We start from the raw sequence: 12,749 nt of genomic DNA on the forward strand, positions 1-12,749 counted from the left end.
TTTTTGATTTTGTTTTTACTAAGTGGCTAGCCTTAAAGGGTAATTTGTAGTGCTTCATTAATCTCTTCTATGATTTCATTGAATGGTCTTTTTATAGCATTTTTTTGTTCATAAGTCAGCTTTCGGGTATCAATGGTCTGTAGACAGTTTCTTTTATACACAGGGCTTTCAATCAGGGTTCCGTATTTTGAAATTTCTATATCCATTTCCTTTTGGTTGAGATATTTATAGCCTTTATCATATTTGGAACGGATAAAGATCCGCTCTGCCTCACTTTCAAGAAGTCCCAGCAGATTTTTGAATACCAGAGTAGATTTTACAGATACATCAGAATATTCAAAGGGAATGATGATAAAATCGCTGTAAATTAGTAGATCACTGTATTTCTGATCGAGGGTTCCCGCCAAATCAAACAGATATATTTCTTTGCTCTCCTTTAAGTCAATAATTTTTTCTAAATCCGCAAAAGGTTGTTCTTCATCCTCATCTCCTATAACTTCCACATCATACAGCTTGGGCAAAACAGAATATTCATCTTCTTTCCATTTATTAAAAAAGGACTTCTGATAATCAAAATCAAACACATTGATCTTTCTTTCAGATACCATAGATAGATAATTGGCAAATGCTAAGGCAAGCGTGGTTTTCCCCGCACCGCCCTTTTGGGTTGCGAACGTGATAATCATAAGTATAATTGTCTGTTGCTTGTTTATAGTTGTTGCTGATTTATTTTTTATTGGAAGCCGAACCTCGGCCGGCTGGCCTATCGATTTTTCTTTTTACGCCTTTTCTTAAGTTCCTCCTCAGCAGGATCTTTTCCAGATCCTCCTGAATATTTACTGAATTGAAAAATCAAATCATTGATACTTTTACTAAGCTCCTTAGTAAGCTTATCATTTGGGCTTACTGAGACCTGCTGCTGGCTTAGATCGGGATTCAGAAACTTTTGATAGTCTTTCTCCCCTATAAGCTGTTCCAGCTCTCCTACATAGTGTAACTTTGAGTGAACAGCATAGAATTTACCGTCCTCAGACTTTACAATATGGACATCTTTCGGACTTTGTGTTTTAACATATTGCTTTACTTCTCTCCTAACCGAGCCAAATACTTCTCTCTTCTTCCTTTTCTTAGTTTCAAAAAGCATAAAATCTTTTGGTACACCATTAGGATTCTGGCGTTTTAGATATTCTATCAGGATCTCTTTAGAAGCTTCATCAGTTATATTGTAATCCTTTAGTACTTCAAAAAGCCTTTTATCAATGACTTCAGCGGTAAATTCAAATAGCTCATTCATTTTCAAAATATCGCTTCCTTTATACACCGTTCCTGTTTTATGGTCAATCAAACTATATCCGAAAGGTTTAAGATTGGTAGCTGATCTCTCTTTGTCAGAAATATGGAATACAATATCAACCCCAAAGACATCTCTTAATTTTTTCTGAAACTCACTCTCAAATTCAATTTTTGGTTTCCGGTTCTCGTTTTGTTTTTCTTCCGGTAACATAGCCTCTTGTGCTCTATAGTCTTCAATTTTGAACACTTTGCACGAATACAGCTCTTTGTATTTTGAGAGAATCGCCTGAAGCTGCTTCGCTCTGGAATCATGCTTATGACTACTAAAATTTAGCTCGACTGCATTAATTGTTTTCTCCCGAACTCCGTTTTTCAAAACATCCAGAGCATTCTCATTATTCTTATTTTGAATAAGCTTAAATCCGTTTCTTGCCAAAAGCAGTTCCAGTTGCTTAAGAGAACCATATCGGTAACCCAGTAATTTTTCTATTTGCTCCTGCGTATTTAATCCATACAGCTTTTCCATTGTTAGGCTTAATGCTTTCTGGGCTTTAAGCTTTTCATAGCTATCATTAATTTTCTTACCAGTTTGCTTATCTACACGGGTTGAAACAATATGTATGTGATTATTTTCCGTATCATTATGGAAAACTACTATATAGGGCTGTTGCCCATATCCCAGCTCATCCATGAAATTTTCTGCAATTTTCGTGAGCTCTTCTTTGGTATGTTCCCTAAACTTCGTGGAAATAGCAGCATGAAACTGAGGTTTCTTTACCCTTTCATTATTTGAAACTGACTTAAAATAATCCCGTACCTCTTGCTGAGCGCTGTTTTCATTAATAAAGGATGGAAAATTTTTCATTAGCATCAGCTCTCCAGAGCCTTTCTCAACTTTTTTGTCGTTATACTGAACTCCGGGAAAACCTGAACCCGCAGGTTCCATGATCTTCACAATCATTCGCCAAGAATTGAATAGATTCTGGAAAAGATCATATTCTGCTCTCTCTTCAATTTTTCAATTTCAGAAAGCTTATCCATAAAATCCATCAATCCCCTCTCAGTAATAAACTTTTGTCCGTTCACAATTCTTGCAACCTGGTTGATATTGGTTTCTATCTTAATAAAGATGTTGTCCTGTTTTTCAATGAAAGCCATTACCTTTCGTCTTTCATCATCCAGAATCCTGCTCTCTACTGAATGGACAATCAGGCTAGTCAGGGAAATTTGCTTTTCCGAGCAGATCCTTTTCCAGTTTTCTTTTCTGGATTTTTGGATTCTTATGTAAATCCGCACCTCCTTTTCCATTGTTATCCATTTTCAGTTTTTCCTATGGTAAATAAATAGTCGAGGTTTTATCTAATTAAAAGAGCTCTTCACTTCTTGGTAAATAAGGGGTGATGTCGTTACCAAAATAAATGACAGAAAAATAAATCAGTGTTTTCATTTTGTTTTGATTAAAATTTCTTTTGCAAAATTGGGGCATAAAAACACTGAAAGCAATAGTATTCAAGGGACGTGGGCTAAAAAAGAACACGCTGGACTTATCTGGAAGATCCGAAGATTAAAAAAGAATGTAATGGGTTATTCTGGAAGATTGTACCTAATTTTCCCAAAATAAAAAAACGAGTTCCGAAGTTTTTCCCCTTTTTGCAAAAAAGGCAAGATCGTCTTTGTAGGTAAAACTTGAAAAGTTTGTACGTACAAAGACACATCTTGCTCCGTAAAACCGCCCGGTTTTTCATAACTCCCAAAATTGAATATAACACACTAACTTACATAAACTTACAATCAAGCCTATGTATTTTGCCATTGAAAGGAAAAATATTGCAAATATTGAAATAGGAAAAGTAGTCCGACGTGTGCATATTTAACTCAGGTGAGAAAATGACCTGATACATTTTTACACACGTCCTGCAATAAGATGGGTAAAATTTACTCATGTAAGAGAAAAAAATAGGTAATTTCTACGTAGGTCCTGCTTTAATCTGTAATGATTATGCATGATTAAATAATTATATTTTACAACTCTCAAATATCACATATTGTGTTAATTATAAATTATGATCTATACATCATCTATAGGGTAAACATTACATTTTGCTCCGTAGCTAATAAAAAAAGAAGAAAATACTTCATTTGGGTGCGATTTGTGTAATCCATACGAATGCTGAAATGACTGCCTATTATCACAGGCGCCAAAGTGAAGGCAAGCATAAGGTGACTATTATCAATATTGTGAGAAGTAAAATTGTGACAAGAGTTTTTACGATTATAAGACAGTGGCCACCTTTCGTTTATATAAAAAAGTTTGTTGCTTAATTCAATATAAAAGATTACAAAAATTTAGGTGTTTTATGGTTATTTATTATCGAAATTCATAGTAATAAAAGCTGATATATTAAATTTCAAGAAAGCGATTTCACCTTAGGATCAAATTTTAAAAAGAAAATAGCCTAAAACGGCACCACCGAATACAACAAATGCGCTGTTAATTTTATTGAATTTAAAAACAAAAAGCAAGCTGATTACTGTAATCACTATTGTTCGCCAATCAGTTATACTGTCTTTTGCCATTTCATAGCATACAGTCACAATAATAGCTACCGATGCTACATTTACAGCATCTAAAAATGCAGATAACGGCTTTGAATTACGCATCTTTTTTATCAGGGGATGAAGTAAAGCTACAAATACAAATGATGGTAAGAAAATAGCAATAGTTGAAATTATTGAGCCGGAAAGCCCATTAATTTGATAGCCGATGAAAGTTACTGAAGAAAAAACTGGTCCTGGTGTGAACTGCCCAACTGCAATAGCATCTATCAATTGTTGTCTGGTAAGCATGCCTGTTGTTACCAATTCGGCATCCAGAAAAGCAAATAAGACATATCCGCTTCCGTACAAGATGGCTCCAATTTTTAAGAAAGCCAAGAAAAGATGAAGATTTTTGGTTGAAGTAAAATCAATAATTGAAACCTGAAATAATGTAATGGGTATAAATGAATTAACATTATTCTTCGTATTCATAAGATTTAATAGCATAGCCAATACACCCGATCCAAATAAGAGAAGAATCTCATTAATACCCAATAATGATAAAATTAAAACAGCAATACCAATAGCCCAAAGCTGTATAGTTTTCAATGACTTTTTTGCTAAAGGATAAATAGCTGCCAAAATCACAGATATTATTGCAGGCTTTATTCCATAGATAAATGGCTGTACTTCGGGAAGTTGACCATATAACTTATACAGCCATGCAAAAAATAAGGTAATAATAACAGCAGGGCAGATAAAACATAATCCAGCGACTATCAACCCTTTCCATCCGGCTCTGACTTGCCCGATGTGAATTGCCATTTCAGTACTGTTAGGTCCCGGTATTAAGTTGGTTGCACCTATCAGGTCAAGAAAATGTTCCTCACTCATCCATTTCCGCTTTGTGACCACTTCTTGCTGCATCATCGCAATATGTGCGGCAGGACCACCAAAAGCTGTAATTCCTAATTTTAGAAAAACTTGTGCAAGTTCTTTCAGATTATGATTTTTTTCCACGTTTCCTTATATATTTGTCAATTGAGCAATTTCCACCACCATAATAGAGTAACATGATTAACAATAATGTCATTGAAAAATCAGTACGATATTCATGAGCAAAATTCCAAAACCCCTTTTCAGAAAGAGTAGGAACTTTAGTAGAGATAAATGCCACAGTCATAACAATCAAAAGTGGTATTGAAGCAAGTCTGGATAACAAGCCTATAAGTAGTAGAATACCACATACAATTTCTGTTATACCAACAAATGCAGCCCAGAATTCGGGATGTTGAAAACCTATTTTGGCAAAACGTCCTGCACCAGTACTTTCTGGAGCTATAAACTTTTGTATACCTTCCGAAAGAAAGATTAAACCAACTATTATTCTTGGAATAATGAGGGGCAATGGCTTTTTTGCGAAGATACTATTTTTCATTGTGAGGTTTAAAATCCTGGTTATTGAATGGTGGTGACGTAGGTACTGTAATCACGTTAAACTTGTGTTTGGTAGCCTGATGACAGGAATTACAAGTATTGGTCAGATTAACATAGTCATCTTTAAAAGCAGTGGTGTTTTGCTGTTGGATTGCTTTCTTAATATTATCTAAAGCAGGATCTATCATAGGGAGTGATTGAACTTCAGGACGGTCGGTACAGAATTTTCTAATACCATTTATACTTTCCTGAATTTCGCCAACCTCAAAATCTGCGAGTTTCCAGTTTTGGTTCATACCGGCAAACCAAAGCTTAGCATGATGAACCTGTACGCTACTCATAAATTCGCCAAATCCCGGTTTATAACTGTTATTTAGTTTGGCTTGAAGGCTATCTACCTGGTTTTGTAAGGTCTGCTGATTGCTGTCTGTCTGATTACAGGCAGACAAAGTCAATATAATCGGGGCAATAAACAAGTATTTCATACCATTTTATATTACTGAAAGATGATTGCTATACAAAATTGGTACAATATCACTTATGGATTACGGTATATTTGAAAAATACTATTGCTTTTATTGTTCCTTGCGAAAGGTTTGAGGTGTAACGCCCGTATGGCGTTTGAAATATTTTGCAAAATGAGAGGTGTCATTAAAGTTCAGATGATAGGCTACTTCAGATACATTGCATCCGGTATAAAGCAACAGTCTTTTTGCCTCGCAAATGATATGCTCTGCTATAATTTCTGATGCAGAAAGGTTAAATGTTTTTCTTGAAATGGTGTTTAGATTTTGTGGTGTAGTATTTAGCTTCTCCGCATAATAAGCCACATTATTTTTTAGATCATCTGAGTTATTAAGTAACTCCCTAAACTGCATGATAATGCTACTTTTTTTATCTTTACTCGCGGAGAATGGGTGTGCAATGCTAATGATTTTAGCCAACAGTGCTTTTAATATTCCTTCTGTTACTGTAAAATCATTTTCTGAAATAAGTAATTGAAAAAAAGTTTCAATTTTATCGGATTCGTGTAGATATAAGCAGCTAATAGAACTTAATTTGGATAACAGGTTTTTCAGTTCGTTATCCACTGACTTTTCGAGAAAGCCTTTTTTCAATAAAAGTACATAACCTTCAGGTAGAGATTCTATATTCCAATGATGAACCTGTTCTCTTCGTACAAAGAAAATTGTTGGCGTTTCAATCGGATATTGAGCATAATCAATAGTATGTGTACCTTTTCCTTCACGTAAATAGATAATCTCAAAATAATTACCATGTTTATGAGGTAGGGTTTTCCTAATTTCCTTCCTAAATGGTGATACTTTTATCAGTTCATCACTTTCTATTTTATTTTTTACAATAATGGAATCTTTCAATTAATTAACCTATTAAATTTTCTTTCTAAAATTAATTATAATTTCTTTCATAACTTGCATAATCCAGCCTTATAAAAATTGGTTGGTTAGCAACTTTATCGAAAATATGAAAAAGGCGCAAAATTACCAATGAAGGATAGTATTCATTGCTGATTTGAAATTTTTGATACGACTTTAAACAATGTAAAATATCCAATGATTTTTTTGCGAGAAACTTAGGATGATTCGTAAAAACGTCCATATTTTTTGGAACTGTCAAAAAAGATTTAATACAATAACATACAAGCCTTCACAATCAAACTTATATACTTTGCGCTTGAAAAAAAATATTAGGAAAGTGGTATACTGACTTGTATCAATTTTGCTCAGATAAGCCTGTGACCTGCTACTATTGCTCGCAGGTATTATAGTAAGGTGGCTAAGTTTTATACAGACCAGATGAAAACATAGGTAATAATTACACAGGACTTACATGAACTTGAGCCTTGTCTCAATAAAAAGATAACTTGTTACTATTTCACTCAGGTATTATGATTAGGTGGGTATTTTTCATCATATTAGATGATTTTCATCCACAATTTTCAACAATTCATATAGCAATTTAAAATTTAAAGTATTATCTTTAGTACCCATATTGATATAAACATGTGTTTCCTAAAAAAATGTTTTATATCTTAAAAATCACAAAAACATTAAAATGAATTTTTTAACCGGAAAAGAGTTAAGTGAAAAAATATATGATACCATTTATAACTCCGAAAAATATCTCTTAATTCTATCACCATTTATTCAATTAGATCCATATTTTAAAAATGAGGTTTTCAAAACGCATTTAAATAATTCCAGTGTCCATATCATCATAGGTTTTGGGAAAAATGAAAATGATGTAAGCAAAAGTTTTAAAAAAGAAGATTTTGATTATTTTATGCAATTCCCCAATATTACAATAGTTTATATACCTAAACTACATGCAAAGTATTATGGAAATGAAAATAAGTCGGTGGTAACGTCTATGAATTTAATAGATTACTCTTTTATAAATAATATTGAATTTGGTGTCTATTCCGAAAAAAAACTAATATCCATCAACCAGAATCCATTTTTTGAATCCGCAGTCAAAAAGTGCTTTAGTATTGTTGAAGAGGAAGGTTATACAATTTTTGTTAAAAGACCTAAATATGAAAAGAAATCAATATTTGTAAAAAACTATGTGGGCTCAGAAGAAGAATTAAACTATATCGATGATTTAATAAAATTTGGACAGGTTAACAAAAGGAAGTTATCAGATTTCACAAATGAAAAGTATGTAAATAGCGCTTTAAAAGATCAAAGAAAATCAAGAGAGGAATACCAATCCAAAAATGTCGATAAGCAAAATAAAATTATTCACAGTAAAGGATACTGTATTAGATGCAGGACCTCTATAAAACTAGATTTGGAAAAACCCTTATGCTGGGATTGCTATAAAATCTGGTCAGTGTATGAAGATCCTTTTTATAAAGAAAAATTTTGTATTTCGTGTGGGAAAGAAAATAATACAAATTTTAATAGGCCTGCCTGCCTTAAATGTTTTAAAGAACTAAAGAAAAAATAAAATAAACCCGCAACCTCTTTTAAAAAACACAAGGCAATAGCACCAGATTGTTTTTCAATGGGGTTGCTCCGATTTTCAAAAAAATACGTTTTCGACCAAAGCAAGAAAGTGCATTTTTTATTACTCTATTTTTTTAATTAAATTTCAGACATTTCTTTAGTTAATTTCGTTATTTTTCACTAAATTGGGATTATAAATAATTGATTATGGAAGACTTACATACAAATTTTAAAACATCTTCCGAACCTTTAAAATATGAAGCCAAAATCCATTGGTTTTCTTATGTTATTCCTATTATCTTTATAGCAATCGGTTCTATAGGTGTTCTCTATTTTCTATTGCTCGGATATGCATTTATGTTCGGATTTATGGGCATTATTTCCTTATTTCTTATCTTTCTTTTCATTAAAGGTATTATTAAAGTAATCCGGAATAAAAACACAAAAATTTATGTTACGGACAATTATCTTACACTTTCCACAGGTATATTAGGAAAGACATTTTCCGATATTTCATTAAATAAACTTGAAGGAATGTGGGTAAATCAAAGTTTTTTAGGAAAAATGCTGAATTTCGGATCTTTAATTGTAACTACCGGAGGCGTAACCCACTTGTATTCTATTGAAAATCCAATGGAGCTAAGAAGCGTTTTAACCTATTCGCAAAAACATGCAAATTAAAAAAAATAGTTTACTAATTTGCAATTAATCATTATAAATCAATCCCGCAACCTTTTTTAAAAAGCATTGAAAGCCAAAGCACGGGTATGCTTTTATAATAAGGTTGCTCCGCTTTTCGCAAAAATGTGTTTCCGACCAAAGGGAGGAAATGCATTTTTGCCGCCTGATATTTTTCAGACGGCAGAAATTATGCAACCTTTATAGGTTGGGAATGAAAGTTCTTAAGATTTAGGAAAAATCCCCTATTTTCAGTTAACCCATTTCGGAATAAATTCCAAAGCAGGGAACTACCCATTTGTGCCAGAGTTGAGTTGATAAACAAATCCTGCTTCTCTAGTGCTTCTGCAAGGGAACAACTTGGTATATCCTCCCCTGTTTCTGACTGACGTAATAGTTCTTCAAATTCCTGTGTAACATACGGCAGATGTGATACTGTTTCGTATTTTTCAGAATCAGGTTGGGAAATATCACCAATCGTGGCAAGCAATGCCTGACCTGAATTTAAGTTATTACCTGTGTCAATCCAATATTTTGGACTATTTCTGTACATTCCTCTCCTTCCTTTTAATTCATCCAAAATATCGGCAATGTCAAATCGGGATTTTACACTATCAGTACATGATATATAAATTGAGGACTGCATATTCTCCTGAATCCTGCCTAAAGAATCTCTCTCAAACTTTCTGACTTCTGCCTTCCAATTCGTACCCGACCAACGATTTGCTCTGTTTATGAGGGCTACTGCTTTTGATAGTCCTACTTCACACTGCGCAAAACGTTGTCTTCCCTCATTTGCATGCGTTACAATATCATCATCCCACAACCGTACCTGTAGTCCTGCGTGCCCCAATTCAATTAAAGAATGGTTCATTTCCATTAATGCTATCAGCATTTTTGAGCCAGTACCTCCTGCTCCTATAAGATTTACCGTTACAGGATTGGTCGGATATATAAGGCTTTCCTCCGTAAAATGAACTTTTAATTTTTCTATAGCTATCATTATTATTTAGATTAGGTGTTTTAAGGTTATATTTGAATTGATTAATATTTCCATCGGAAAAATTTCTTTTGTTTTCATCTGCTTTTCCCACAGGTTCACACAGTTCCCTTTTACTGGATTATGACTTCCAATCAGGTGGCTGAAATAAGAATTGAAAAAATATTCTTCCCATTTCTTCATAAACTCTTCCAGCGAAGCAGAATTTTTAATATTAATATCAACTGATCCCATGCATACACTACCTGTTTCATACACATTAAAAAACGGAGCGTGGAAAAGTGCTGTTTTTTCAGTGGGACGTTTGTCGGTTTTAAGTGCAAATATTTTTATAGTCTGCTTATTGGCACACCACAGTAATGCAGGTACTTTTGCTATTCCATTTGGGATAGACAATCTTTCGGTAAAGAACATTTGTCTTTCCTGTGCTTTAGTGTACCAAATTACCTTTCCGTTTTCAGAGCCATCAATAAAAAGTACATTTGGAGAAATAATACCACTTGGTTTTAAAAAATCTTTGTCTTTTTTATTATGGATGGTAAGTGTTTTAGCTAGTCGTTGTGCTTCCCTTACGGTTAAGGGGTGGGCATTTATAGGATTTCCATTACTATCAATATCAAAATGCTCTACATACATATCGGAATGATGTCCTTCTGTCTGATAGATCAGTAATGCCGATTTAGGATGATATAACGTACCAAAATTACGGGTAATATCAATTTCCTTGTTTTCATTTATAGTATTTCTCATAGCTTTTCTGTGATTTATTATTTATTCAATATAATAGGTTAGTTAAGCAGTCTGCATAATTCATTTAAAATTCCAAATAACCTACTCTCAAAATCAAGATTTTCATCCGTGACATTGCTTCCGTCAAAAGTTTTAAAAATCATCGGTTCCTGCGCTTCCCCGTATTCATTAAATTCGTTATTAACACAATCCATAAGATTGTCATAAATAAGCCCATCACTCTCTGCAAAAAAAGAAATGTATTTATCCATTGTAATGACCGTATCCTCATTATAATACTCATCTTCGTCAGATTCTCCAGGTCTTACCACATTATTATAATACGTATTTCTAAAAACACTTGCTTCAGCATATTCTCCGTAAAGTTTAAAGGTTTTTTCAGCCAGTAGAAAGCATTCTTTGTCAAAATTGTCTTTCGGCTTAAACTTCTTCAAACGCTCTTCAAAAAAGAGTAGATTTTCTTTGCAGGCTATCTTTTGTTCCATAATATCCCCAATAATCTCAGCTTTTTGAAGCTCTTTTTTACTGATATGATTATCATCCACTTCTTCATCCTGTTCAAGCCACTCTGTAAGCATTTCGTATATCCAATAGAGATAAGAATCTTCCTGTCTATAGTATGGAATATCAGCTATTTTATAGAGATAGGTGCAAACTGATAAGAGTAGAAGCCCTGTTTTCTTTCTATTCTTATTTCTAAGCATCTGGTAAAGTGGTATAACAGGAATGTAATAAAGTGTTGCTCCCGTGTTATAACGCTCCTCAGCCACAAAAAAAATTTCATCCTCTTTTTCTATCAAGCGGAAATTTTCACAATTTTGGACTTTACTTTTCAACTGCTTTTGAATATCCCAAAGACAAAGGCTGATATTATAAGGATAATTAAAATCATGTGTAGACAATGGACTAATACCGTAATGCTTAGTTAATAGAGAAAGGGATTTATAAAAACCCCTTTCTATTTTAGTTATATGCAGTTTGTCTTCCAAAGAAAATATTTTATCTTCCTTTAGTTTGGGCATAAAACAGGTTTTCAGAAAAGCATGGGAAGTTCCGATACCGGAACCGATCTCCGCTTGTCTTTCCTTATTTCCGAACTGTCTTTTTCCCACTTCATCCATTCTACAAATTCCATGAATTGTCGGTGTAGTTGTTTTTGCTTTTTTTCTGCGGGTGGCAGAATAATTCCCGATATTATTTTTCGTTTCATTCATCTTTATTTTGTTATTGATTATTGATTAATGGCGATTAACACCAATAATGGGACTAATTACCTCTTATGATGATTTTTTATCCTTTCGTCCCCATCACACTTTCAAATCGGTATTCCACCACATCATCTTTGATTTTTGGTGCTGATACCTTTGATGTAGTTAATATTGGATAGGTATTTGCATAAAAGTTCATGACAACTTCCACGCTCCATTTAGGTTCAGGGTCTGTTAATCGAATCTCCTGTCCGTTATCTATGAGGATAAAGATTCTTTGTAATTGGGTTGCTAATAACATAATTGTTGATTTTAGAGTTGACAACTTGATTCTTGTTCAGTATTTCCCACACTTTCTGTATGAAACAGACTTGGCGCAAAATGCCGTTCATACTCATCCTGTTTCTTACGAATAATTTCTGCGTAATTGGGACATTCAGAAGCTTTTGGCAGTGCTGACCACGCTTCTTTATATTTCCCCTCTTTTTCAAGATTTTCGGCTTTCTGTAAAGCTTCCTTATATTTTTTCTCTTTGGCTTCTTTTTCCTTCTTTTCCTGCTCTGTCTTTTCTTTTTCCATTGCAGATCTTTTTCTGGCTTCTTCTAACTGCTTCATAAAATTTTCCATCTCTACCATTAATCCTGAAGCGGATTGCAATGGTGTGGCAACACTGTCAAAAAAGCCGTTGTCTAATTCTTCTGCTGTTCCCCTTAAATTAAAAGGAGGAATGGCCTTACTAGCTTCGTCACCGCACTGCTCATTATTGAGCAGTACAGAAAGGACAAAACTGTTTTCACTTGACTGTCGGAGTATCAATTTTAAATCTCCAACAAGGTTTAATTTTGTAAGTTGTCTGAAAAAATTGGTTTGCAT

At 33.7% G+C, this 12,749-nt stretch carries 14 protein-coding genes; 2 read left to right on the top strand and 12 right to left on the bottom strand.

Annotated elements, in window-relative coordinates; genetic code table 11:
• Positions 1-32: 32 nt before the first annotated feature.
• The 7 genes from AC106K_RS00175 to AC106K_RS00205 form a co-directional block, all read right to left on the bottom strand.
• Positions 33-686, bottom strand: coding sequence for a ParA family protein (locus AC106K_RS00175; protein WP_104916135.1), 654 nt, complete (start codon positions 684-686; stop codon positions 33-35).
• A 77-nt stretch (positions 687-763) separates the two neighbouring features.
• Positions 764-2,254 (bottom strand): relaxase/mobilization nuclease domain-containing protein, encoded by a 1,491-nt coding sequence (locus AC106K_RS00180; RefSeq protein ID WP_104916136.1) that lies wholly within the window; start codon positions 2,252-2,254, stop codon positions 764-766.
• Positions 2,251-2,601, bottom strand: coding sequence for a hypothetical protein (locus tag AC106K_RS00185; protein WP_104916137.1), 351 nt, complete (start codon positions 2,599-2,601; stop codon positions 2,251-2,253). Before AC106K_RS00185 ends, AC106K_RS00180 begins: the two co-directional genes overlap by 4 nt.
• 1,125 nt (positions 2,602-3,726) lie before the next feature.
• The gene (gene chrA, locus AC106K_RS00190; protein WP_278379763.1) at positions 3,727-4,851 is read right to left on the bottom strand and encodes a chromate efflux transporter; all 1,125 of its coding nucleotides are present in this window, start codon (positions 4,849-4,851) and stop codon (positions 3,727-3,729) included.
• The gene (locus tag AC106K_RS00195; protein WP_104916139.1) at positions 4,835-5,269 is read right to left on the bottom strand and encodes a DoxX family protein; all 435 of its coding nucleotides are present in this window, start codon (positions 5,267-5,269) and stop codon (positions 4,835-4,837) included. The genes chrA and AC106K_RS00195 overlap by 17 nt, the downstream gene beginning before the upstream one ends.
• Positions 5,259-5,753 (bottom strand): hypothetical protein, encoded by a 495-nt coding sequence (locus AC106K_RS00200; protein ID WP_104916140.1) that lies wholly within the window; start codon positions 5,751-5,753, stop codon positions 5,259-5,261. Before AC106K_RS00200 ends, AC106K_RS00195 begins: the two co-directional genes overlap by 11 nt.
• 90 nt (positions 5,754-5,843) lie before the next feature.
• Positions 5,844-6,647, bottom strand: coding sequence for a helix-turn-helix domain-containing protein (locus AC106K_RS00205; RefSeq protein ID WP_104916141.1), 804 nt, complete (start codon positions 6,645-6,647; stop codon positions 5,844-5,846).
• Between the two features lie 697 nt (positions 6,648-7,344).
• On the opposite strand from AC106K_RS00205, the gene AC106K_RS00210 reads away from it, so the two are divergent.
• Entirely contained in the window at positions 7,345-8,241 is an 897-nt protein-coding gene (locus AC106K_RS00210) for a phospholipase D-like domain-containing protein (RefSeq protein ID WP_185117410.1), read from the top strand.
• Between the two features lie 206 nt (positions 8,242-8,447).
• Positions 8,448-8,921 carry a PH domain-containing protein gene (locus AC106K_RS00215; protein WP_104916142.1) on the top strand — a complete coding sequence of 158 codons (474 nt, stop codon included), beginning with the start codon at positions 8,448-8,450 and terminating at the stop codon, positions 8,919-8,921.
• A 187-nt stretch (positions 8,922-9,108) separates the two neighbouring features.
• Here AC106K_RS00215 and AC106K_RS00220 read toward each other — a convergent pair whose 3' ends face one another.
• The 5 genes from AC106K_RS00220 to AC106K_RS00240 form a co-directional block, all read right to left on the bottom strand.
• Entirely contained in the window at positions 9,109-9,918 is an 810-nt protein-coding gene (locus AC106K_RS00220; RefSeq protein WP_104917222.1) for a PRTRC system ThiF family protein, read from the bottom strand.
• Positions 9,919-9,927: 9 nt separating this feature from the next.
• Positions 9,928-10,668, bottom strand: a complete 741-nt coding sequence (locus AC106K_RS00225) for a PRTRC system protein B (RefSeq protein ID WP_104916143.1) — start codon at positions 10,666-10,668, stop codon at positions 9,928-9,930.
• Positions 10,669-10,706: 38 nt separating this feature from the next.
• On the bottom strand, positions 10,707-11,882 hold the full coding sequence (locus AC106K_RS00230) for a hypothetical protein (protein ID WP_278379758.1): 1,176 nt from the start codon (positions 11,880-11,882) through the stop codon (positions 10,707-10,709).
• Positions 11,883-11,958: 76 nt separating this feature from the next.
• Positions 11,959-12,177 (bottom strand): PRTRC system protein C, encoded by a 219-nt coding sequence (locus AC106K_RS00235; RefSeq protein WP_104916144.1) that lies wholly within the window; start codon positions 12,175-12,177, stop codon positions 11,959-11,961.
• An 11-nt stretch (positions 12,178-12,188) separates the two neighbouring features.
• Positions 12,189-12,749 (bottom strand): PRTRC system protein E, encoded by a 561-nt coding sequence (locus AC106K_RS00240; protein ID WP_104916145.1) that lies wholly within the window; start codon positions 12,747-12,749, stop codon positions 12,189-12,191.

The organism is Chryseobacterium sp. FR048, from assembly GCF_056844665.1.

Bases quoted from the DNA above. Each gene is read 5' to 3' on its own strand.
- AC106K_RS00185 (WP_104916137.1), bottom strand. From the start codon at position 2,601: ATGGAAAAGGAGGTGCGGATTTACATAAGAATCCAAAAATCCAGAAAA.
- AC106K_RS00200 (WP_104916140.1), bottom strand. From the start codon at position 5,753: ATGAAATACTTGTTTATTGCCCCGATTATATTGACTTTGTCTGCCTGT.
- AC106K_RS00180 (WP_104916136.1), bottom strand. From the start codon at position 2,254: ATGATTGTGAAGATCATGGAACCTGCGGGTTCAGGTTTTCCCGGAGTT.
- AC106K_RS00215 (WP_104916142.1), top strand. From the start codon at position 8,448: ATGGAAGACTTACATACAAATTTTAAAACATCTTCCGAACCTTTAAAA.
- AC106K_RS00225 (WP_104916143.1), bottom strand. From the start codon at position 10,668: ATGAGAAATACTATAAATGAAAACAAGGAAATTGATATTACCCGTAAT.
- AC106K_RS00240 (WP_104916145.1), bottom strand. From the start codon at position 12,749: ATGCAAACCAATTTTTTCAGACAACTTACAAAATTAAACCTTGTTGGA.
- AC106K_RS00175 (WP_104916135.1), bottom strand. From the start codon at position 686: ATGATTATCACGTTCGCAACCCAAAAGGGCGGTGCGGGGAAAACCACG.
- AC106K_RS00210 (WP_185117410.1), top strand. From the start codon at position 7,345: ATGAATTTTTTAACCGGAAAAGAGTTAAGTGAAAAAATATATGATACC.
- AC106K_RS00195 (WP_104916139.1), bottom strand. From the start codon at position 5,269: ATGAAAAATAGTATCTTCGCAAAAAAGCCATTGCCCCTCATTATTCCA.
- AC106K_RS00235 (WP_104916144.1), bottom strand. From the start codon at position 12,177: ATGTTATTAGCAACCCAATTACAAAGAATCTTTATCCTCATAGATAAC.
- AC106K_RS00230 (WP_278379758.1), bottom strand. From the start codon at position 11,882: ATGAATGAAACGAAAAATAATATCGGGAATTATTCTGCCACCCGCAGA.